Annotated in this window: 21 protein-coding genes; 5 read left to right on the top strand and 16 right to left on the bottom strand. The window is 70.9% G+C overall.

Going from position 1 to position 20,705, the window contains the following annotated elements:
• Positions 1–319 precede the first annotated feature (319 nt).
• The gene (locus C3V38_RS09720; protein ID WP_106385689.1) at positions 320–523 is read left to right on the top strand and encodes a hypothetical protein; all 204 of its coding nucleotides are present in this window, start codon (positions 320–322) and stop codon (positions 521–523) included.
• Positions 524–616: 93 nt separating this feature from the next.
• Here the strand turns inward: C3V38_RS09720 and purQ are convergent, their stop codons facing one another.
• From purQ to C3V38_RS09700, 4 genes are all read right to left on the bottom strand, one after another.
• Positions 617–1,294 carry a phosphoribosylformylglycinamidine synthase subunit PurQ gene (purQ, locus tag C3V38_RS09715; RefSeq protein ID WP_106385688.1) on the bottom strand — a complete coding sequence of 226 codons (678 nt, stop codon included), beginning with the start codon at positions 1,292–1,294 and terminating at the stop codon, positions 617–619.
• A complete protein-coding gene (purS, locus tag C3V38_RS09710) occupies positions 1,291–1,545 on the bottom strand; it encodes a phosphoribosylformylglycinamidine synthase subunit PurS (RefSeq protein ID WP_106385687.1) in 255 nt (84 codons plus the stop codon). Before purS ends, purQ begins: the two co-directional genes overlap by 4 nt.
• Positions 1,546–1,642: 97 nt before the next feature.
• A complete protein-coding gene (locus C3V38_RS09705; protein ID WP_106385686.1) occupies positions 1,643–2,347 on the bottom strand; it encodes a DUF2334 domain-containing protein in 705 nt (234 codons plus the stop codon).
• Between the two features lie 87 nt (positions 2,348–2,434).
• On the bottom strand, positions 2,435–2,932 hold the full coding sequence (locus tag C3V38_RS09700; protein ID WP_061229005.1) for a glutathione peroxidase: 498 nt from the start codon (positions 2,930–2,932) through the stop codon (positions 2,435–2,437).
• Positions 2,933–2,995: 63 nt separating this feature from the next.
• On the opposite strand from C3V38_RS09700, the gene C3V38_RS09695 reads away from it, so the two are divergent.
• Positions 2,996–3,271, top strand: coding sequence for a helix-turn-helix transcriptional regulator (locus C3V38_RS09695; protein WP_061229006.1), 276 nt, complete (start codon positions 2,996–2,998; stop codon positions 3,269–3,271).
• The gene (locus tag C3V38_RS09690) at positions 3,271–3,825 is read left to right on the top strand and encodes a hypothetical protein (RefSeq protein ID WP_106385685.1); all 555 of its coding nucleotides are present in this window, start codon (positions 3,271–3,273) and stop codon (positions 3,823–3,825) included. Before C3V38_RS09695 ends, C3V38_RS09690 begins: the two co-directional genes overlap by 1 nt.
• A 158-nt stretch (positions 3,826–3,983) precedes the next feature.
• Here the strand turns inward: C3V38_RS09690 and C3V38_RS09685 are convergent, their stop codons facing one another.
• The 10 genes from C3V38_RS09685 to C3V38_RS09635 all read right to left on the bottom strand — a co-directional run bounded on the left by C3V38_RS09685 (position 3,984) and on the right by C3V38_RS09635 (position 16,564).
• Entirely contained in the window at positions 3,984–6,233 is a 2,250-nt protein-coding gene (locus C3V38_RS09685) for a S9 family peptidase (protein WP_061916060.1), read from the bottom strand.
• Complete coding sequence (locus tag C3V38_RS09680; protein WP_106385684.1) at positions 6,230–7,123, bottom strand: phosphoribosylaminoimidazolesuccinocarboxamide synthase; 894 nt, start codon at positions 7,121–7,123, stop codon at positions 6,230–6,232. The genes C3V38_RS09685 and C3V38_RS09680 overlap by 4 nt, the downstream gene beginning before the upstream one ends.
• Before the next feature lie 71 nt (positions 7,124–7,194).
• Complete coding sequence (locus C3V38_RS09675; RefSeq protein WP_106385683.1) at positions 7,195–8,058, bottom strand: alpha/beta hydrolase; 864 nt, start codon at positions 8,056–8,058, stop codon at positions 7,195–7,197.
• Between the two features lie 55 nt (positions 8,059–8,113).
• Positions 8,114–8,311, bottom strand: coding sequence for a hypothetical protein (locus tag C3V38_RS09670; protein WP_129591181.1), 198 nt, complete (start codon positions 8,309–8,311; stop codon positions 8,114–8,116).
• Between the two features lie 262 nt (positions 8,312–8,573).
• Positions 8,574–10,031: an adenylosuccinate lyase gene (gene purB, locus C3V38_RS09665; RefSeq protein WP_061229011.1), complete on the bottom strand. Its 1,458-nt coding sequence runs from the start codon at positions 10,029–10,031 to the stop codon at positions 8,574–8,576.
• 21 nt (positions 10,032–10,052) lie between these two features.
• A complete protein-coding gene (locus C3V38_RS17620) occupies positions 10,053–10,196 on the bottom strand; it encodes a hypothetical protein (protein WP_165001098.1) in 144 nt (47 codons plus the stop codon).
• 67 nt (positions 10,197–10,263) lie between these two features.
• Positions 10,264–11,439 carry an aminotransferase class I/II-fold pyridoxal phosphate-dependent enzyme gene (locus tag C3V38_RS09655; RefSeq protein WP_106385680.1) on the bottom strand — a complete coding sequence of 392 codons (1,176 nt, stop codon included), beginning with the start codon at positions 11,437–11,439 and terminating at the stop codon, positions 10,264–10,266.
• 250 nt (positions 11,440–11,689) lie between these two features.
• Entirely contained in the window at positions 11,690–13,297 is a 1,608-nt protein-coding gene (locus tag C3V38_RS09645; RefSeq protein WP_106386445.1) for a DASS family sodium-coupled anion symporter, read from the bottom strand.
• 131 nt (positions 13,298–13,428) lie between these two features.
• The gene (locus C3V38_RS09640) at positions 13,429–14,877 is read right to left on the bottom strand and encodes a family 43 glycosylhydrolase (RefSeq protein ID WP_061229014.1); all 1,449 of its coding nucleotides are present in this window, start codon (positions 14,875–14,877) and stop codon (positions 13,429–13,431) included.
• A gap of 49 nt (positions 14,878–14,926) precedes the next feature.
• Positions 14,927–16,564, bottom strand: a complete 1,638-nt coding sequence (locus C3V38_RS09635; RefSeq protein WP_106385679.1) for an AMP-binding protein — start codon at positions 16,562–16,564, stop codon at positions 14,927–14,929.
• A 146-nt stretch (positions 16,565–16,710) separates the two neighbouring features.
• Here C3V38_RS09635 and C3V38_RS09630 point away from each other — a divergent pair, with 146 nt between their 5' ends.
• Together C3V38_RS09630 and idi are read left to right on the top strand one after the other, a co-directional pair.
• Positions 16,711–17,850: an acyl-CoA dehydrogenase family protein gene (locus C3V38_RS09630; protein ID WP_106385678.1), complete on the top strand. Its 1,140-nt coding sequence runs from the start codon at positions 16,711–16,713 to the stop codon at positions 17,848–17,850.
• Between the two features lie 147 nt (positions 17,851–17,997).
• On the top strand, positions 17,998–18,573 hold the full coding sequence (gene idi / locus C3V38_RS09625) for an isopentenyl-diphosphate Delta-isomerase (protein ID WP_106385677.1): 576 nt from the start codon (positions 17,998–18,000) through the stop codon (positions 18,571–18,573).
• 79 nt (positions 18,574–18,652) lie between these two features.
• Here the strand turns inward: idi and purD are convergent, their stop codons facing one another.
• On the bottom strand, positions 18,653–19,909 hold the full coding sequence (purD, locus tag C3V38_RS09620; protein ID WP_106386444.1) for a phosphoribosylamine--glycine ligase: 1,257 nt from the start codon (positions 19,907–19,909) through the stop codon (positions 18,653–18,655).
• A gap of 58 nt (positions 19,910–19,967) precedes the next feature.
• Positions 19,968–20,672 carry a TetR/AcrR family transcriptional regulator gene (locus tag C3V38_RS09615; protein WP_254425945.1) on the bottom strand — a complete coding sequence of 235 codons (705 nt, stop codon included), beginning with the start codon at positions 20,670–20,672 and terminating at the stop codon, positions 19,968–19,970.
• Between the last annotated feature and the right edge of the window lie 33 nt (positions 20,673–20,705).

The following is a 20,705-nucleotide window of genomic DNA, read 5'->3' as shown; positions in this document are numbered from 1 at the left end:
CGAGCGCAGCGGCCACCCCGGCCGCGCGTTCCCCGGCCGCGCCCCGGCAGACGAGCCTCAGGCGCCTGTCGCACTCACTCACCCAGCCCGAGAACGCGTTTCCCAGCGCACTCCTAGGTTGGATCGGTCGACCCTTCGTGAAAGCCGGTCCCTATACCGCTTAACAGCACTGTTGCTGGCCACGTGATATGCATCACTAGTTAAGCGAATTCTGAGCTGCGCCGCGGCACACGGTGCACAATCGTCAAGCACGCGCGACCACCCGGGTCGCCGGCACTCGCCCCATTCCCCCCGGGGCGCGTACATCAAGGAGTCCCCCATGGATGACATCACCGGCTCGATCGCCAACGCCACCGCCCCCCTGAGCCTCGAGGTGTTCGGCAGCCTGGCGGCCAACGCTACCGGCTCCTCCGCCATCGACACCATCGTCGGCTTCGTCGCCGGCCTGCCCACCCTTCTGCTGGGCCTCGTCGCCGGAATCGGCGCCGACCTCGGCAGCACCACGGGCAACCCGCTCGGCTGATCGCCGCAACACCGAAGGGCCCGCCGGGAGAGATCCCAGCGGGCCCTTCGCTTTGCCTGTGGCGCGGCGTCGACTGCGGTCAGCAGTGCCTGGCTAGACCCTCACGACCGCGTCGAGCGCGGACAGGAACAGACCGAGGCCGTCATCGGACGGGCCGGTGAGCGGGTCGATCGCGTGCTCGGGGTGCGGCATGAGGCCCACGACGCGCCCGTTCTCCGAGGTGATGCCGGCGATGTGGTTGGTGGAGCCGTTGGGGGCGTCGCTGGCGAAGCGGAACACGACGCGCCCCTCACCCTCGAGCTCCTCGATCGTCTCCGCGGTCGCCATGTAGCGGCCCTCGCCGGATTTGAGGGGGACGAGGATCTCGGCACCCTTCTCGAAGCGCGAGGTCCAGGCGGTGTCGGTGTTCTCGACGCGCAGCCATTCGTCGCGGCAGATGAAGTGCATGTCGCGGTTGCGACCCATGGCGCCGGGCAGGAGGCCGGCCTCGCAGAGGATCTGGAAGCCGTTGCAGATGCCCAACACGGGCATCCCGTCGCGGGCGGCGGTGATGACCTCACCCATGACGGGGGCCATGGAGGCGATGGCTCCGCAGCGCAGGTAGTCGCCGTAGGAGAAGCCGCCGGGCACGATCACCGCGTCGACGCCCTTGAGGTCGGCGTCGTCGTGCCACAGCGAGACGGCCTCGCCACCGGCGCGGGTCACGGCGCGGGAGGCGTCGATGTCGTCGAGCGTGCCGGGGAAGGTGATGACGCCGATCCGCGCGCTCACGAGGCGACTCCCGCGGTGTCGACGCGGACGACCTTCCAGTCCTCGATCACCGTGTTGGCCAGCAGTGACGAGGCGATCTCCTCGAGCTCGGCGTCGGTGACCGAGTCGGAGACCTCGAGCTCGAACCGCTTGCCCTGCCGGACGTCGGTGACGCCGTCGTGGCCGAGACGGCCGAGGGCACGGTGGATTGCCCGACCCTGCGGATCGAGGATCTCGGCCTTGGGCATGACTTCGACGACGACTCGGGCCACGTGGGAACTCCTCGTTCGGGGCGGTTTCGCGGGGCGGGCCCGGACCGGCCGGGACTCACCTGTCGATCCTACCCGCAGCCGGTTCCGCGGCCGAAGCTCAGGCGGCGCCCACCAGCGCGGCGGGCGACCATTCGTAGCGCGCGACCCGCGCTCCGTACTCGCCCGTGACGAGGTCGACGGCGTCGAGCAGCGCGTCCCGCGGTGCCGTGCGGGAGAGCTGCTTGGCGGAGACGTTGAGCCGGACGAGCCCGTCCACTGCGGCGGTGCGGCCGGCGGCGGCGACGAGCGCCCGGCACCACCAGGCATCGGCGACGAATCCCTCCCCGATCGACAGGGCGCGGCCGCGCTCGGTGGTTCCGCGGACGACGTCGTGGACCCCGGTGAGGGCGGCGCACAGCCTGAACCCGACGTCGGGCAGCGCCTTGAGGCAACCCGGAGAGGCGTTCCACCGCGGCGGCGCGAAGACCCGGGTCCGCAACCCCATATCGGCCATCAGCCGGTCGGCGGCGGTGAGACGCACGGTCGCCTCGGCGGGGCCGATGGACGCGAATTCCGGTCGTCGGGGCTTGGTCGCCGCGTCGTCGTAGCCGCCCAGCACGATGGCGTCACCCTGCCTGCGGCGGTGCCGCAGCCATTCCTGGGTGCCGTGGTCGGCGGCGAGCTCGTACTCGCGACCCCGTCGCGGGGCGACGAGGAGGGAGACGGGAACGGACCTGCGCTCGAGCTCACCGACGAGGTCGACGGCGTGGTCGAGGCTGGTGTCGCGCAGACCCGAGAGGGAGACGATGAGGCGCGGGGTCATGGCCGCATGCTGGCAGACCGGGGTGACATGACGACGACGACGAGGTGTACGTCTCATGGCCGGGCCCCGACGGGCCTGCTCAGGCCGTCAGATCGGGAGTGCCTCCTCGAGCGCCTCCACCAGTTCGGGGGCCCCGGGCTCGACCTTGGGCCGGAACCGGCCGACGACTTCACCCTCGGGAGAGATCAGGAACTTCTCGAAGTTCCACTGCACGTCGCCTGCCTCGCCGTCCGCGTCGGCGACCTTGGTCAGTTCGACGTAGAGCGGGTGCCGGTCGGGGCCGTTGACGTCGACCTTGGCGGCGAGCGGGAAGGTGATCCCGTACTTGTCGGACGTGAACTCCTTGATGGTGTTCTCGTCCCCCGGTTCCTGCCCCATGAACTGGTTGCACGGGAAGCCGATCACGAACAGTCCGCGATCGCGGAAGTCGTCCGCGAGCTGCTGCAGGCCCTCGTACTGCGGGGTCAGACCGCACTCGCTGGCGACGTTGACCACGAGGACGGCGTGGCCCGCGTAGTCGACCATGCTGGCCTGCTCGCCGTCGATAGTGGTGAACGAGATGTCGTGGACGCTGCCGTTGCTCATGTGACCCAGCCTACTCGGAACCTTCTATTGACAAACCGTTGGGTTTTCACAACACTTAGGTCCATGAGCCCAGTACGACGGGGAGAAAAGCTCCCGATCTTCAACCGGATCGCCGTGCTGCGTGCGGAACAGAGACTGAGCCGCGCAGCACTCGCCGAGCGGATCTCGGTGAACCCACAGACCGTGGGTGCGCTGGAGCGCGGCGACCACTACCCGAGCCTCGACCTCGCCTTTCGCATCTGCGAGGTGTTCGACCTTCCGGTCGAGGCCGTGTTCTCCCGCGAGGAGTTCCGCCCGATGTCCGCAGAGATCTACCGCCGCGACCGAGAGGACTCGTGATGACCACGCGCACTCACGACAACCCGACCCCCGACAGCCCGACCTCCGACACTCGTACCACCGCGGAGCGGCGGTACGAGAAGAACCTGGAACGCACCGAGATGAGCCTGCCGACCTGGCGGACGGCAGCTCGTCGCCGTCTCCTCGTCCGTCTCAACTGGGCGAGCCTGAGCATCATGGCCGCGATCGCGGTGGCCGGCTACTTCTGGTTCCCGATCATCCTGGCCTGGCTACCCATGACCGTGGTGATCTGCACCGTCTGGACCATGCTCCGGGTGACGATCGACTCCAAGGACACCGCACCCGCCCGCTACCTCGACGAGTTCGAGACCGCCACCCTGCTCGAGGCCCGGTCCCGGGCGCTCAACCTGGTGACGAGCGGACTGTTCGTGATCTCGCTCGTCCTGATCTTCGGCTCGAGCCTGCAGCTCGGGGAGGGCCACCGTCTGGCCTACATGATGGGCGGGCTCGGCATCATCCTGTTCCTCGCCGGTGCGGTCATCCCCGCCGCCGCGATGGCCAACACCATGGAACCCGCCGACGACCCGGCCTGAGCCCGGGCGCGCCCACACCACCCCGCTGGCGAGCGCCCCACAACCCCGCCGTGGAGCGCCCCACAACCCCGGAATCCGCTACTCCCGCTCGGAATCCGCTACCCGTGTGGGAGTAGCGGATCCGAAGCGGGAGTAGCGGATCCTGGTGGCGGGTGGTCCTATCCGGCGCCGGCGGTGCGGATCGTCCACGCGTACTCGAACGCCGTCTGCCGCCATCGCTCGTAGCGGCCCGACACGCCGCCGTGCCCGGCGCTCATCTCGCAGCGCAGCAGCACCGGCCGGTCGGCGGAGTTGGCCGACGGCGCCACGGCCCGCAGCTTGGCCACCCACTTGGCCGGCTCCACGTACAGCACGCGGGTGTCGTTGAGCGAGGTCACCGCGAGGATGGCCGGGTACTCCTCGGCCGCGATGTTCTCGTACGGGGCGTAGGAGGCCATGTAGTCGTAGACCTCCTCCGAGTGCAGCGGGTCGCCCCACTCGTCCCACTCGATCACCGTCAGCGGCAACTCCGGCATGAGGATCGAGGTGAGCGGGTCGACGAACGGCACCACGGCCTGGATCCCCGCGAACAGGTCGGGGGCGAGGTTGGCGACCGCCCCCATGAGCAGGCCGCCCGCGCTGCCGCCCTCGGCGACCAGCCGGTCCGGCGCGGTGAGTCCCGAGTCGACGAGGTGCCGCGCGCAGTCGACGAAGTCGGTGAAGGTGTTGCGCTTGGCCAGCTTCTTGCCGTTCTCGTACCAGAGCCGGCCCATCTCGCCGCCACCGCGCACGTGCGCCACGGCATAGGCCATCCCCCGGTCGAGCAACGACAGCCTGGCCACCGAGAACGCGGGATCGATGCTCGACTCGTACGAACCATAGCCGTACAGCAGGGTCGGTACCTGCTCGTCGGCGTCGACGCGGGCGGCGGTGTCGGTCGACATCACGAGTGAGATCGGCACGCGCGTGCCGTCCCCGGCGGTCGCCCATTCCCGCCGCTGCACGTAACCGCTCGGGTCGTAGCCGCCGAGCACCTCCTGCTCACGCAGCAGCGTGCGTTCGCCGGTCGTCAGGTCGAGCGAGTAGACCCGCCCCGGTGTGACGAACGAGCCGTAACCGAACCGCAGGACCGGCGAGTTCCACTCCGGGTTCGATCCGGGACCGGAGGTGAACAGCTCCTCGTCGAACTCGACGGGATCGAATCGCGAATACCCACCGGTCCCCGCCGTGGAATCCGGGTCGATCGGCATGAGCGCGAAGCGCGGCAGCGCCCCCTCGCGGTAGCCCAGCACCAGCACCCGGGCGAAGGCGTCCACGCCCTCGACGCGGACGTCGTCGCGGTGCGCAACGAGCGTGCGCAGGTCCCGCAGCGGACCCTCGATCGGGCCCGCGGGCGCCTCGGCCACCACGTAGTTCGGCGCGCCGTCGTTGTGCGTGACGAGGAACCGGTCCTCTCCGCCGATCACCGCGTGCTCGACGTCGTACTCGACGCCCTCCTCCCTCGGTCGGACGCACCAGAACTCACCCGCGGGATCGCTCGAGTCCAGACACCACACCTCGGTGGTGATCTTGGAACCCGCCGCTATCTGCAGGTACTTCTCGCTGCGGGTCTCGCCCACCCCGATCCAGTAGGACTCGTCGGGCTCGTGGAACACCTCGTCGTCGTCGTCCCTCGTCGTCCCGAGGCGGTGACGCCAGACGGTGTCCGGTCTCCAGGCGTCGTCGACGGTCACGTAGAACACGTACCGGCCGTCGCGAGACCAGGTCACGCCCGCCGCGATGCCGGAGATCTCCTCGTCCGGCGCGGTGACCTCGGCGTCCAGCGAGCGGAAGCGCAGCGTGTAGCGCTCGTCGCCCTCGGTATCGGTGGCCCACGCCAGCATCGTCCCGTCGTGACTGACCGAGAAGGCGCCGAGCGCGAAGTACTCGTGCCCCTCGGCCTCGGCGTTTCCGTCCATGAGCAGTTGCTCGCCGGGCAGTTCCTCGTCCGGGGAGACCTCCGGCGGCGCCCACCCGGCCGGGTCCGCGGGGTCGTCGACGTACTGCTGCGGAACCGGCACGCGACAGTGTTTCGCGTACGAGCGGCCCTCCTCCGTGCGCGAGAAGTACCACCAGCCGCCGGAGCGCACGGGGACCGACATGTCGGTTTCCTTCACGCGCGAGCGGATCTCCTCATAGACCTCGTCCTCCAGCGGCTTGAGGTCGGCGGTCATGGCGTCGGTGTAGGCGTTCTCCGCCTCCAGGTACTCGCGCGTCGCCGGGGCATCCTTGTCGCGCAGCCACTCGTAGTCGTCGACGAAGACGCGACCGTGGTGCTCGCGCCGGTGCGGGCGACGCTCGGCGACGGGCGGCGCGGGCGGGGTCGTCGGAGTCGCGGGCGAGGTCGATTCGGTCGCGGAACTCCGCGAGGTGGCGTCGAAGGCGCTCACGCGTCGCCACCGCCGATCCAGTCCGCGAACGACAGACCGGAGATCCGCTCATACGCCTCGATGTACCGCTCGCGCGTGGCGGCCACCACCTCGTCGGGGAGCACCGGCGGAGGGGTGTCGGCATCCTTGTTCCAGCCCGCCTCCGGCCCGGTCAGCCAGTTGCGCACGAACTGCTTGTCGAAGCTCGGCTGCACGCGGCCCGGCGAGTAATCGTCGGCCGGCCAGTACCGGGACGAGTCCGGCGTGAGCACCTCGTCGGCGAGGATCAGCTCCCCGTCGGCCAGCCCGAACTCGAACTTCGTGTCCGCCAGCAGCACGCCACGGTCGGCGGCGATCTCCGCGGCCCGCGAGTAGATGTCGAGGGTCTCCGACCGCAGCCGCTCGGCGAGCTCGTCGCCGACGATGCGGGTGAGCTGGTCGAACGAGATGTTCTCGTCGTGGTCCCCCACCGCCGCCTTGGTGGCCGGGGTGAAGATCGGTTCCGGCAGCTTGCTGGCCTCCACCAAGCCGTCGGGCAGCTCGATGCCGCACACCGTGCCCGATTCGCGGTACTCGGTGATGCCCGACCCGGTCAGGTAACCGCGGGCGACACACTCCGCCTGGACCATATCGAGCCGACGCACCACCATCGCGCGCCCCAGCACCTCGGCCGGGATGCGCTCGTCGTCGAGTGGTCCCGCCAGGTGGTTGGGCACGTCGAGCGCGTCGAAGAAGAACGCGCTCATCGCGGTGAGCACCCGGCCCTTGTCGGGGATGGGAGTCCCGAGCACGTGGTCGTACGCCGAGATCCTGTCGGTGGCCACCATGAGCAGCGTCTCGTCGTCGATCTCGTACATCTCGCGGACCTTCCCGGAGACGAGGTGGCGGTAGGAGGACAGATCGGGTCGCATGACGGCCAGCGTAGCCGGACGACGATCACCGACGAGGCGGTGCGTCGAGCCGGCCGGCCCCGCGCGGAGACTCAGCCCAGCCGGGCGTCGAGCCACTCCCCCAGTGCCGCGTACGCCTCGTCCGCGCAGAGGTCGTTGAACAGTTCGTGCAGCCCGCCCTCGATCTCCCGGTAGGTGATCTCCGGGCGCGGATCGTGATCCGTGCCTGCAACCTGCGCGAACCGGCGCGACCCCGTCGGGGAGGTGATGGTGTCGGCGGAACCGTTGAGGATGAGCGTGGGCAACCGCAGGGACCGGGAACGCTCGATCAGCCTGGCGCCGCCAGCCAACATCGTCCCCGCGGTCAGCGCCGGCACCCCGGATTGGTGCACCAGCGGGTCCGAGCAGTAGTCCTCCACGTACTCGGGCACCCGCGAGATGTCGTTCGCATCCAGTTTCTCGACCGGAAGGAACGGCAGCAGGCGCGCGACCACGGGAGCGACCGCCTTGAGCGCCGCTGGCGTGCCCTCACCCACGGCGAGCCCCGGCGAGGACAGGATGAGCCCTTTGAGGTCCCAGGGTCTCCTGAGCGCGGATTCACCGGCCACCTGCCCGCCCATGGAATGCCCCATGAGCAGTCTCGGGAGGGCGTCGGCTCCGGCCCCCTCCTCCGACCGGGACCACTCAGCCACCGCGTCACGCACCGCCAGGTTGTCCTCGATGTGGGTTTCCATCGCGACTTTGAATCGCGGCCCCGGGGCGGTGCCGTGACCACGCAGGTCGTAGGTCGCGACCGTGATCCCGCGATCGGTGAGGAACCGGATGGTTCGCGCGTAGCGACCGGAGTGTTCGCCGAAGCCGTGGACCAGCACCATAAGAGCCCTCGGCTCGTCGGCGTGGTGCAGCTTCGCCTGTAGTCCAGAGGTGCCGGGGACGGGGATCACGGTCTCGTACATGGTGATGAGACTAGTGCCCGCCCGCGCCGACCAGGGGCCGATCGCCGGGCGGTCCTCAGATGCCGAGCTGACGCAGGATGAGGTTGTCCACGCCCAGTGACATCAGCGAGAAGGCGATAGGTACCTGGAACTGCTCCATGAACGCCGCCGGGTCGATCCCGACCGCCGAACTCGCGGTGGCGAGTCCTGACTGGATCGCACCGGAGCACCGGGTGTTCCAGGGAGGCGAGCAAGGGCGGGGGCGAGGCGCCATCTCCAGGAGCGGCTGCCCGGAGATCAACACTCCCGCCCCCGACGATGGCGTCTGGCCCCCGCGCCGGGGCAGGCGAGACGCCATGCCGAGGAGCGGCTGCGATCGAGGCGAGCAACGGCGGGAGCGAGACGCCATGCCGAGGAGCGGCTGCGATCGAGGCGAGCAAGGGCGGGAGCGGGACGCCATCCCCGGGAGCGGCTGCGCGGTCCCCGGGGCGGCGCGTCAGCCCCGATCCGCGAGGCGGACGCGACCCGCTCGGGTTCTACAGAATCGAGCCCGGCGCGTAGCCGGCGGCCTCTGGGTGACGGGCGACGAGCGCCTCGACGCGGGCGACCACGGCATCGACCTGGTCGCCGGCCGCACCGATGAACGCCGCGCGGTCCGCCAGCGCCTCCTCCAGCGCCGGACGGCCCAAAGGCAGCCGCTCGTCCGCGGCGAGCCGCTCGATGAGGTCGGGCTCGCGACCCTCCTCCCGCATGGCCAGGGCCACGGCGACGGCGTTCTCCTTGATCGCCTCATGGGCGAGCTCGCGACCGACGCCCGCGCGCACCGCGGCCATGAGCACCTTGGTGGTGGCGAGGAACGGCAGGTAGCGCTGCAGCTCCTTGTCGATCACGGCGGGGTAGGCGCCGAACTCGTCGAGCACAGTCAGGAAGGTCTCGAACATCCCGTCCAGCGCGAAGAACGCGTCGGGCAGTGCGACGCGTCGGACCACCGAGCAGAACACGTCCCCCTCGTTCCACTGCGCGCCCGCGAGCTCGGCGGCCATGGACCCGTAACCGCGCAGGACGACCTGGAGGCCGTTGACCCGTTCACACGAGCGGGTGTTCATCTTGTGCGGCATCGCCGACGAGCCGACCTGCCCGGGCTGGAACCCCTCGGTGACGAGTTCGTGACCGGCCATGAGTCGGATGGTCTGCGCGAGCGAGGACGGGCCCGCCCCGAGCTGGACGAGCGCGGAGACGACCTCGTGGTCCAGCGACCGCGGGTAGACCTGCCCGACCGAGTCGAAGGTGCGGGCGAAGCCCAGGTGCTCGGCGATCCGCCCCTCGAGCTCGGCCATCTTGGCGGCGTCACCGCCGAGGAGGTCGAGCATGTCCTGGGCGGTGCCCATGGGGCCCTTGATGCCGCGCAGCGGATACCGCTCGAGGAGCGACTCGACCCGCTCGAGGGCGACCAGCAGCTCGTCGGCGGCGGAGGCGAAGCGCTTACCGAGGGTGGTCGCCTGCGCGGCGACATTGTGGCTGCGTCCCGCCATGACCGTGTCGCGGTGGGCCACGGCGTGCTCGGCCAGGCGACGGGCCGCGGCGACGCCCCGGTCGCGCACCAGCTCGAGCGAGCGCACCACCTGCAACTGCTCGACGTTCTCGGTGAGGTCACGGCTCGTCATGCCCTTGTGGATGTGCTCGTGCCCGGCGAGGTCGTTGAACTCCTCGATGCGTGCCTTGACGTCGTGCCGGGTGACCCGCTCGCGCTCGGCGATCGACGCGAGATCGACGCGGTCGACCACCGCCTCGTAGGCCTCGATCACGCCGTCGGGGACGTCGATCCCCAGGTCCCGCTGCGCGCGGAGTACCGCGATCCACAGCTGGCGCTCGAGCACGATCTTGTGCTCGGCGGACCACAGCGTGGCCAGGTCAACGCTCGCGTAGCGCGAGGCGAGGACATTGGAGATCCGGGGCTTTGCGGCCCGGGCGGGCGAGGCGTTCTGGGCGGTCACGCCCCCAGTATCGCAGCCCGTTCAGGAGATGACCGAGCCGCCGGTGGACCCGGAGAGGATCTCGCGGGCATTGAGGTAGACCTGCTCGACCGTCAGCGGCGCCTGCAGCAGCAGCCACGGCCGGGTGATGAAGACGCTGACGGTGATGATCTCGGCTGAGCCCATGCGCCGACGGTAGCCGCCCGGCGGGGACGCCGCGTCCACGGGGCCCACGGCGCACACGGGCGGGCGCCTACGGGGCCAGTTCCGCCTCGAGCCGGTCCATGGCCTCGGCGATCTCGTCGGTCGCCCCCGCGAAGCTCAACCGCACCGTGTGCCGGCCGTCGACGGTGTCGAAGTCGACGCCCGGCGTGAGCGCGACCCCGGTGCGGTCGAGGATCCGCGCGCACCACGCCACCGAGTCGTCGGTCCAGCGGGAGACGTCGAAGTAGGCATAGAACGCGCCGTCGGGTGGGGCGACCTCCTTCACCCCCAGATCGACGAGCCGACGCAGCACGAGGTCCCGGTTGCGGGCGTAGCGCTCGACGTGGAGGTCGAGCTCGGCGGTCGAGTCGTCGGTGAAGGCGGCGACGGCCGCGAACTGCGCGTCGGCGGGTGGGCAGATCGTCAGGTTGCCCACGAGCCGGTCGACGGGGTCCCGCAGGTACTCCGGCAGCAGCATCCACCCGATCCGCCAGCCGGTCATGGAGAAGTACTTGGACACCGAGCCCATGACCACCGCCTCGCGGCTGGCCCGCCAGGCGCTCGCGCACTCCCGGCCGTAGGTGACGCCGTGGTAGATCTCGTCGCTGATGAGTAGCGTGCCGTTCGACTCGCACCACCGGGCAAGCGCGGCGAGCTCGTCCGCGTCGATGATCGTGCCGGTGGGGTTGGCGGGGCTGGCGACGATGAGCCCGGCGGGGGCGCGCCCGAGCTCCGCCGTGGCCGCCTCGAGTTGCGCGACGGTGGGCTGATACCGCGTGTCCGCCCCGCACGCGATCTCGTGGACGTGGCACCCCAGCGCCTGGAGGGTGTTGCGGTAGGCGGGGTAGCCGGGGCGCGCCATGACCACGATGTCGCCGGGGTCGAAAGCGGCGAGGAAGAGGGCGGTGAAGCCGCCGGAGGAACCGGTGGTGACGACGACGTCGTCGGCGCGCACGTCGAGCCCGTCCCGTCGCCGGTGATACGCGGCGATCGCCTCGCGGAGGGGCCGGATGCCCACGGCCTCGGTATAACCGAGGATCTCGGTGTCCAGGGCCCGGTGGGCCGCGGCCAGTACCGGCGCCGGGGCCGGGGTCGAGGGCTGCCCGGCGCATAGGGAGATCACGTCCCCGTGGGTCTCCTGGCGCCTGGCCGCGGCCGCGAGGACGGTCATCACGTGGAACGGCTCGACAGCCGAGCGGCGGGAGGGTTCGCGTGGGACGGACATGCCCCGACGCTAGCGCCCCGATCGGCGGTGTCCACCACGGGCCGGTCGGTGGGATGCCGGGGGCGCGTCGGCGGACCAGCGGCGGACCCGTCGCAGGTCGACGGGTCCGACCCGGGTTCCGCGCACTGTTCGAGGCCGCGGGATCCGTCAAGGTCGCGGGCACGTCGTCGGTGACGGCGGGCTTCCCCCGGATCGTGATGAGGCGCGAACTCGGGGGAGACCGCGCTCGCGGTCTCCCGCGCCCCGTCCGTCAGACGGTCAACCCGAACACCCATACCAACAACGTCATGGTGACCAGCGTGATGAGCAGGATCCCGATGAGGTTGAGCCACAGACCGCCCCGGATCATCTGACCGATCGTCACGTAGCCGGAGCCGTAGGCGATCGCGTTGGGCGGCGTCGCCACGGGGAGCATGAACGCGCACGTCGCGGCCAGCGCCACCGGCACCGCGAGCAACATCGGGTCGACCCCGAGGCCCAGGGCGACGCCGCCGGCGACCGGCAGGAACGTCGCGGCGGTGGCGGTGTTGCTGGTCAGCTCGGTGAGGAAGATGATCCCCGTGGTGGCCACCACCACCAGCAGGATGACCGGCAGGGCGCCCAGCGCACCGGCCTGCTCGCCGATCCAGTCGGTGAGACCCGAGCCGGAGAACTGCGAGGACAGCGCCAGTCCGCCGCCGAACAGCAGGAGCACGCCCCAGGGCAGTGCCAGCGCGGCGTCCCAGGTGAGCAGTCGCACGCCGCGCTGAGACCCGGCGGGCAGCAGGAACAGCAGCAGGCCGGCCGCGAGCGCGATGCCCGCGTCCGAGATCGGCGGCTCCTCGAACACCAGCGGGACCGCCACCCACGCCACCGCGGCCGCCGCGAACACGACCAGGACGCGCTTCTCGCCGGACGACGTCGGGCCGAGTCTGCGCAGCTCGTCGTCGAACAGCTTGCGCCCACCGGGGATCCGCTCTATCTCCGGCCTGAACAGGACCTTGGTGAGCAGCAGCCAGGTGATCACCAGCATGACCACCGCGAGCGGCAGCCCGACCAGCATCCACTGGCCGAAGCCCAGCTGGATGTCGTGCTCGGCGCTGAGATATCCGGCGAGCAGGGTGTTCGGCGGGGTCCCGATGATCGTCGCCAATGACCCGACGGACGCCGCGTAGGCGATGCCGAGCATGAGGGCCGTGCCGAAGTTGGAGCGGATCACCGCCTCCTTCACCGCATCGGAGGTCGGATCCGCCTGCGGGTCCATCTCGGGCATCGCGGTCTTCCCGTCGCCGTCGCCGCCGCCGAGTTCGGAGGCCAGCATCAGCACGGACACACCGATCGGCAGCATCATCACGGCCGTCGCGGTGTTCGACACCCACATGCTCAGGAACCCGGTCGCGATCATGAACCCGGCGATCACGCTCGTGGACCGGGTGCCCATCGCGCGCACGGTGAGCAGGGCGATCCGCCGGTGCAGGTTCCACCGCTGCATGGCGATCGCGATGAGGAACCCGCCCATGAACAGGAAGATGATGTTATTGCCGTACTGGGCGCCGACGTCGTCGACCGAGATGTCCTCCCCGAGCACCGGGAACGCGATGAGCGGCACCAGCGCGGTGGCGGGGATGGGGATGCACTCGGTCATCCACCAGATGCCCAGCAGCACGGCCACCGCCGCGGTGAGGCGCGCGTTGTGCTCGAGATCCCCCGGCATGACCAGGTAGACGAGCGCGGCGACCGCCAGCCCCGCGATCGTGCCCACGACGCTCCGGATGAACTCCGCGCGCGGCACGGCCTCGTCGAGCTCGCCAGGTGACTTCTGATCGACCTCGACCCCGCGATGGGGGTCCGGCTCCAGCCCACGCAGGTGCGGCGCCATGAGGAGTCGGCGATCCTCGGCACCGTCCTCCGTCGGGCGGACCGTGTCGTCGCCCCTCCGATCGTCGTCCCCGGTGACCATGTCGCCTCCCTCTCTCCGTTACCGACCGTCGTCGGTTCAGTTTCCGGCACTCACGATCCGAGCGGTACCGATCCGAGCGCGCCGGACCCGAGCGACAGCGAGCCGTCCGGGGCCACCTCGAGCCCGAACACCGCGAGCTCCTGCGCCACACCGCCGGCGGGTCCGATCGAGACCACCAGCTCGTGGCGGCCGGCGGCCAGCGGGCGGGGCGGGCGCAGGGTCAGGGTGCGGTCGAGCGCTCCCCCGGCGGCGACCGCCGCCGGCGCGGCGGGCAGGTCCCCGCCCGTGGAGACGATCGGCAGCGCCGTGCGTCGCTTGTCGGGGCCGGTGATCGTGGCCCTGAGCTCGCCCGTGTACGCCGACCCGGTGGAGGCGATCCGTATCGGGAGATCGAGCACCTCGTCGTCGTCGACCCGTCTCAGCGCGGCGTCTCCGACCGCGGTGAGGCGCACGGGCAGGTCCACCACCGGGTCGACCCGTCGCGATTCGGACGGCGTCCCGTCCCCGACCACCGGCCAGCCACCCACCCAGTCCAGGCGGTCGATCAGCATGTAGCGGCGCTGGACACCGCCCGGCAGGACGGCCTGACCGCGCGGCGCCGCGTGGTAGAGCATCCAGTCCTGCCCGGCGTCATCGATGGCGACGTCGACATGCCCAGGCCCGACCCAGTTCTCGTCGCCCCTGAGGATCACGTCGCCCGCGCCGCGCTCGAGCAACGGCCGACCGGTCCTGTCCTCGTACGGGCCGAGCAGGTCGTCCGCGCGTCCGCCGAGCACCCGGTACTGCGACCGCTCGCCGTCGCAACACAGGCCGGCGCTCGTGAACAGGTGGGTGCGCCCGGCGCGGGCGACCACGGCCGGCGCCTCGACGCCCGGCCCCGCGACGAGCACCGGATCGCCGTCCAGTGCGGTGCCTGCGGCGTTCATCGGTACGGCGTGGATGCCCTCGAAGTTGCCCATGAGCATCACCGGGCCGTCCTCGGTAAACACGACCTCCGGGTCCATGGGGTCGAGGTCCTGGTAGGGCTCGTCGGCGCCGTAGCAGACGATCGGGGTGGCGTCGTGGATCCACGGGCCGTCCGGACCGGGCGCGGTGGCGCGGCCGATGCAGGGCGCGGAGCCGCCGGTGGTGTAGTACATGACCGCCCCGGCGTCGGCGAGGTGGACGTCGGGCGCCCACAGCGATGATCCGGCCGGCGCCCACGAGGGCGGCGCGGCGAACGCGTCGCCCACGTACTCCCACTCCACCAGGTCGAAGGACCGGAAGTGCGGCACGAGGCGCCGCCCGGCACCGTCACCCCAGTCGTCCGAGGTGGCGTGGACGTGGAAGGCGCCGTCGGCGCCGCGCTGCACCGAGGGGTCGGGGGCGATCGACGAGATCACGGGGTTGGCCGCGGCCGTCGCGACGGTGGTGGTGGAGGTGACCGTGACCGCCGTGATGAGGGCGACGACGACGAGGGCCGCCGGCTCCGGGGAACGGACGGTGGCCGTGGGAGTCATGCGCTCAGGGTAGTCCGGCGGCCGGGCCGCGCGTCCCGCTTCCTCGCCCTCAGGCCTGCCCGGAGCGCTCCTTGCGCAGCAGGAAGCGCTGGATCTTGCCCGACGGGGTCTTGGGCAGCTCGCGCACGAAGTGGACCCTGCGCGGGAACGCGTGGGCCGCGAACTCGGTCTTGACCCACTTCTGCAGCGCGGACTCGGTCTCCGGGCCGCCGTCGACACCGTCGCGCAGGACGACGTACGCCTCGAGCACCTCGCCCGCCAGCTCGTCGGGGACGCCGATCACCGCGGATTCGAGGACGTCCGGGTGCTTGGCCAGCACGGACTCCACGTCGAACGGGCCGATGCGGTAGCCGGACATGATGATGACGTCGTCGTCGCGGCTGGAGAAGTAGAAGTGGCCGTCGGCGTCCAGCTTGGCCGCGTCGCCGGTGTAGTACCAGCGGCCGTCCGCGCTGAAGCGCTCGGCGGTCTTCTCCGGCGCCTCGTGGTAGCCGGTGAACCACATGAGCGGGCTGGCGGGGACGTCGATGGCCACCCGGCCCAGCTCCCCCACGGGCGCGGGCTCGTCCGCGTCCGCGGCGAGCACGGTGCATGACCAGCCGGGCAGGGGCACACCCATCGATCCGGGGCGCACGTCCTGACGCAGCGAGTCGTGCCACGGGTTGATGATGAACATGCCGTGCTCGGTCTGTCCGTACTGGTCGCGCACCTCGACTCCGAACTGCTCGGTCGACCATTCGATCACCTCGGGGGTGAGCGGCTCGCCGGCCGCGGAGGCCCGACGCAGGCGCACGTCCGGCGCGATGTCGCGCTTGGCGCGCATGGTCCGGTAGACCGTCGGCGCGGCGGCGAAGTTGGAGACGTGGAAGTACTGCAGCACCGCGAACGCCAGCTCCGGGGTGTACCGGGCGTGGAGCAGCAGGCTGCGGCGACCGACCGCCAGCGGACCGAGGATGCCGTAGTACAGGCCGTACGCCCAACCCGGGTCGGCGCCATTCCAGAACACGTCGTCCGCGCGCACGTCCAGGCCGGTCTCGATGTACTGGTGGAAGGCGGCCAGCGCGCGTACCGGCACGACGACGCCCTTCGGCGTGCCGGTGGTGCCGGAGGTGAAGAGCATGACCATGCCGGCGTCCGGGCCGGTGACCGCGGCCGGGTGACCGGGCTCCCGCGCCGCGACGACGGTGGCGAGGTCGAGGTCGCCCTCGCGGGCCTCCGGGCAGTCGGCCAGTCCCGCGACGACCACGGGCACCGACGTGGTCTCGAGCTTGCCGCGCTGGTCGGCGTCGGAGACGATCACCTTCGCGTCGCCGCCGGTGATGCGCATCTCGATGGCCGGCCACGCGAACGCGGTGAACAGCGGCATGTGGACCGCGCCGAGCCGCCAGATCCCCATGAGCATGAACACGAGGTCCGCGGACTTGGACATGAGCGTGGCCACGCGGTCGCCCCGGGTCACACCGAGAGCGGCCAGTGCGGCGGCGACCTTCTCGCTCTCCGTGCGCAGTTCGGAGTAGGTGATGTCGCGCCCGGACAGGTCCGGTTCGATGACGGTGAACGCGACCGCGTCCGGATCGTGCCGGTCGCACAGGAACTCCGCGGCGCTCGCGCCGGGGACGTCGTAGATCGCCAGCAGCTCCTCCGGCGTCAGGGGCGTGGAGGCGGTCGACGCGGTTTTCTCGGTCATAGTCGGCGATTGTGGTCCAGTCGGCGGAGTGAGCACCACCACCACCCACCGACGGGCACCCCCGCTTTTGGGGCTACAGGGCCCGTGGTCCGAGCGTGCACTCTAATGGGACCCAGTAGCTTTCCCGCACGCACCCGGAGGACCCCATGGCCGTGGACCGACTGCTCCCCACCGACGAGGCGTACGAACTCCTCGAGATGACGCGCTCGGTCGCGGACAAGCTCCTCGAGCCGATCGCCGCGGAACACGAGCGGAACCACACCTACCCGGAGGGGCTGTTCGCCCAGCTCGGTGACGTCGGCCTGCTCGGTCTGCCCTACCCGGTGGAGTTCGGCGGCGGCGACCAGCCGTACGAGGTGTACCTGCAGGTCCTCGAGGAACTCGGCGCGCGGTGGGCGGCCGTCGCGGTGGCGACGAGCGTGCACGGGTTGTCCTGCTTCCCGCTGGCCACCGCCGGCACCGACGAGCAGAAGGCCGAGTGGTTGCCCGGACTGCTCGCCGGTGAGCAGATCGGCGCGTACTCGCTGTCCGAGCCGCAGGCCGGGTCGGACGCCGCCGCCCTGCGGTGCCGCGCCGAGCGTGACGGTGACGAGTACGTGGTGACAGGCACCAAGTCGTGGATCACCCACGGCGGGATCGCCGATGTCTACAACACCTTCGTCCGCACCGGCGAGGGCTCGCGCGGCATCTCCTGCCTGCTCGTGCCGCGCGACACCGAGAACCTGCACTTCGGCACGCCCGAGGACAAGATGGGCCTGAACGGCGTGCCCACCACCACGGCCTCGTACGAGGGCGCGCGCATCGACGCGGGCCGGCTCATCGGCGCCGAGGGCGAGGGGCTGCGCATCGCGTTCTCCGCGCTGGACTCGGGCCGCCTCGGGATCGCGGCCGTGGCCACGGGGATCGCCCAGCGCGCGCTCGACGACGCGGTGGACTACGCGAACGAACGCGAGGCGTTCGGCAAGACCATCATCGGCCACCAGGGGTTGGGCTTCCTACTCGCGGACATGGCCGCCGCGGTGGCCTCAGCGCGCGCGGCGTACCTCGACGCGGCCCGCCGCAAGGACGCCGGCCGGCCGTACTCGCGGGAGGCCTCGATCGCCAAGCTCACCGCCACGGACGCGGCGATGAAGGTGACCACCGACGCCGTGCAGGTACTGGGCGGGGTGGGCTACACGCGTGAGTTCCCGGTCGAGCGCTACATGCGTGAGGCCAAGATCACCCAGATCTTCGAGGGCACCAATCAGATCCAGCGCCTGGTCATCGCGCGGAGCCTCGCCGGCTGACCCACGGCCCGGCCGGCGGGCGGAGGACCGGCCCCCTCGTCGCACCTCCTCTCGCCGCGCGCCTCCGCGCGCCGCGCCTCCCCCGGCCGGGCTGTCCCCCGGTTCGCCGCGGTACCCGGGCGGCGGGAAGTCCCTAGGCTGGGCCGCATGTCCTCTCATTCCGGCTCCGCTGCCGGCCCCGCTTCGTCGTCCGCCTCCGGCCCGACCGAGCTCGTCGTCCTCCTCGACGAGGACGGGACGCCCATCGGCACCGCGGACAAAGCCACCGTTCACACCACCGACACCCCGCTCCACCTGGCGTTCTCGTGTCACGTCGTCGACGACGAGGGCCGCGTCCTCCTGACGAGGCGGGCGCTGGGCAAACGGACCTGGCCCGGAATCTGGACCAACTCGTTCTGCGGCCATCCCGGCCCGGGCGAAGACCCGGTGGAGGCGATCGTGCGGCGGGCCGAGCAGGAGCTCGGCACCCGGGTCGATTCCATCGAGCCGGCGGTGCCGGACTTCCGTTACCGGGCCGTCGACGACTCGGGGATCGTGGAGAACGAGATCTGCCCGGTGTTCACCGCCCGCATCCGCGCCGAGCTGGACCCGCACGCCGACGAGGTCTGCGCCCACCACTGGGCCCACCCCGAGGACGTGCGCAAGGCGGTCGACGCCACCCCGTTCGCGTTCAGCCCGTGGCTGGTCGCGCAGGTCCCCCGCATGAAGCTCTACGCGCGCTGATCGCGCGGCACGCCCGGGACTACCAGCGGCAGCGGGCCGCCGCTCAGCGAGACCTGCCCCGGTGCATCGACCGAACATGTCAGCCGGGGATGCTGATGCGCCCCTCCTGCGCGGCCTGCCCGATATCGCGTCGGAAGTGGCCGCCGGGCAGGTCCACCCCGTCGAGGATCCGGTACGCCTCGGCCCTGGCCGCGGCCAGGTCCTCTCCCGTTCCGACGACCGACAGGACGCGGCCGCCGGCGGAGACGAGGCGCCCCTCGGCATCGCGGGCGGTGCCTGCGTGCAGCACCCCCGGCTGCTCGGCGCCCTCGATGAGGTCTCCTCGCCGCGGCGTGGCCGGGTAATGCTCGGCAGCGAGGACCACGGTCACCGCGGCCCCGTCGCGCCACACCAGCGGCGGGAGGTCGGCGAGCCGGCCGGTGGCCACGGCGTGCAGGGTCTCCCCCAGGGGCGACTCGAGCAGGGCCAGCACGGCCTGCGTCTCGGGATCCCCGAAGCGGCAGTTGAACTCCACGACTTCGGGCCCGGAGGAGGTGATCGCCAACCCGGCGTACAAGAGCCCGGAGAAGCCACATCCGCGGGCGACCATCTCGCGGGCCACCGGCTCACACACCTCGGAGACGATCCGGTCGACCATCCCCTCGGGCAACCACGGCAGCGGGGCGTAGGCACCCATGCCGCCGGTGTTCGGGCCGCGATCTCCCTCGCCGACCCGTTTGTGGTCCTGGGCGGGCAGCAACGGCACGACGGTCTCCCCGTCGACCAGGCAGAAGAGGGAGACCTCCGGACCGTCGAGAAACGACTCCAACAACACCGGATGACCGTCGTCGAGACAGGCCAGGGCATGTGCGCGGGCGGCGGAACGATCGGGCGTCACCACGACGCCCTTGCCCGCGGCCAGGCCGTCGTCCTTGACAACCCAGGTCGGGCCGAACCGGTCGAGGGCGTCATCGAGGTCGGCGGGCGAGTCCACGATCTCGGCTCGCGCCGTCTTGACTCCCGCGGCGGCCATGACGTCCTTGGCGAATGCCTTGGACCCTTCGATGCGGGCGGCATCGGCGGACGGCCCGAACACGGGGACACCGGCGCCGCGAAGGGCGTCGGCCACTCCGGCGACCAGCGGCACCTCGGGGCCGATGATGACCAACCCGGCGTCGACCCTGCGGGCCAGGGCCGTCACGTCGGCCGGATCGGTGACCGCGACCTCGTGGCACTGCGCCTGCACCATGCCGGGGTTTCCCGGCGCTGCGTGGAGCTCCGTCACCGTGGGATCCGCGGCGAGGGCGACGAGGAGGGCGTGCTCACGGGCACCGGAACCGATCACGAGAATGCGCACGGTGACCACAGTAGTCCGGCCGCCGGATCGGGTTGACCCGGACCGGAGGCCGAGGGGTCTAGACCTTGACGTCGACGGAGACGGAGACGGCCGGGAACGCCGTGTCGCGGACCCGCAGGCCCGCATCGGTGAGCATGTCCGTCAGACACAGATCGATGGTCCGAGCGGCCGAGTCGAGTGCCTCCGGAGTGCGCATCGGGCGGATCCCGAACAGCGCCTGCGCGCTCAGACCGTCCATCGCAGCCCACAGCGGGAGCTCGTCGTTCATGACGGTCCCGGGCCGGAACGCCCCCGCCTCGATTCCTCGCTCGATGATCGCCTGAAGGACCAGGTTGATGTCACCGGCGTGCGTCGCGACGGTCTCCGACGAACCCAGGTTCTCCATCATCGTCCGCGCCCACGCCGGCTCGTCGATGGCGAAACCCACGATCGCGAGAGCGGCCTCGCGCAATTCCCTGTAGGCGGCGAGGACGGGATCGGACTCGACGCCCCCGGCGACCAGGTTCTCGAGTCGATCCTTCATCTCGACGAAGCCCAGGGCCGCGACCTCCTCGACGAGTTGCTGACGGTTTGCGAAATGTCGATACGCCGCGGTCGCGGAGACGCCGATGTGCGGGGCGATCTCACGCAGCACGATCGCCTTCTCACCCGAGACCCTCGCACGCGCGGTCGCCTCCTGGATGATCGCGTTGCGCAGATCGCCGTGGTGGTAAGCCCTCTTCTTCACCGTGCCCCCTGCTGTCGCAACAACTGCTTCGACCATGTCGATGCTCCTTCGCGTGAGTAGAGAGGGCGA

The sequence above is a fragment of the Dietzia sp. oral taxon 368 genome, assembly GCF_002999155.1.
GTDB lineage: Bacteria > Actinomycetota > Actinomycetes > Mycobacteriales > Mycobacteriaceae > Dietzia > Dietzia cinnamea.
This window is presented reverse-complemented; position numbering and strand designations above follow the sequence as displayed.

What these genes read in the sequence shown, in the direction of transcription:
- C3V38_RS09720 (WP_106385689.1), top strand. Translation starts at nt 320, where the DNA reads ATGGATGACATCACCGGCTCGATCGCCAACGCCACCGCCCCCCTGAGC.
- C3V38_RS09705 (WP_106385686.1), bottom strand. Translation starts at nt 2,347, where the DNA reads ATGACCCCGCGCCTCATCGTCTCCCTCTCGGGTCTGCGCGACACCAGC.
- C3V38_RS09700 (WP_061229005.1), bottom strand. Translation starts at nt 2,932, where the DNA reads ATGAGCAACGGCAGCGTCCACGACATCTCGTTCACCACTATCGACGGC.
- C3V38_RS09695 (WP_061229006.1), top strand. Translation starts at nt 2,996, where the DNA reads ATGAGCCCAGTACGACGGGGAGAAAAGCTCCCGATCTTCAACCGGATC.
- C3V38_RS09690 (WP_106385685.1), top strand. Translation starts at nt 3,271, where the DNA reads ATGACCACGCGCACTCACGACAACCCGACCCCCGACAGCCCGACCTCC.
- C3V38_RS09680 (WP_106385684.1), bottom strand. Translation starts at nt 7,123, where the DNA reads ATGCGACCCGATCTGTCCTCCTACCGCCACCTCGTCTCCGGGAAGGTC.
- C3V38_RS09675 (WP_106385683.1), bottom strand. Translation starts at nt 8,058, where the DNA reads ATGTACGAGACCGTGATCCCCGTCCCCGGCACCTCTGGACTACAGGCG.
- C3V38_RS09670 (WP_129591181.1), bottom strand. Translation starts at nt 8,311, where the DNA reads ATGGCGCCTCGCCCCCGCCCTTGCTCGCCTCCCTGGAACACCCGGTGC.
- C3V38_RS17620 (WP_165001098.1), bottom strand. Translation starts at nt 10,196, where the DNA reads ATGGGCTCAGCCGAGATCATCACCGTCAGCGTCTTCATCACCCGGCCG.
- C3V38_RS09655 (WP_106385680.1), bottom strand. Translation starts at nt 11,439, where the DNA reads ATGTCCGTCCCACGCGAACCCTCCCGCCGCTCGGCTGTCGAGCCGTTC.
- C3V38_RS09645 (WP_106386445.1), bottom strand. Translation starts at nt 13,297, where the DNA reads ATGGCGCCGCACCTGCGTGGGCTGGAGCCGGACCCCCATCGCGGGGTC.
- C3V38_RS09640 (WP_061229014.1), bottom strand. Translation starts at nt 14,877, where the DNA reads ATGACTCCCACGGCCACCGTCCGTTCCCCGGAGCCGGCGGCCCTCGTC.
- C3V38_RS09635 (WP_106385679.1), bottom strand. Translation starts at nt 16,564, where the DNA reads ATGACCGAGAAAACCGCGTCGACCGCCTCCACGCCCCTGACGCCGGAG.
- C3V38_RS09630 (WP_106385678.1), top strand. Translation starts at nt 16,711, where the DNA reads ATGGCCGTGGACCGACTGCTCCCCACCGACGAGGCGTACGAACTCCTC.
- idi (WP_106385677.1), top strand. Translation starts at nt 17,998, where the DNA reads ATGTCCTCTCATTCCGGCTCCGCTGCCGGCCCCGCTTCGTCGTCCGCC.
- C3V38_RS09615 (WP_254425945.1), bottom strand. Translation starts at nt 20,672, where the DNA reads ATGGTCGAAGCAGTTGTTGCGACAGCAGGGGGCACGGTGAAGAAGAGG.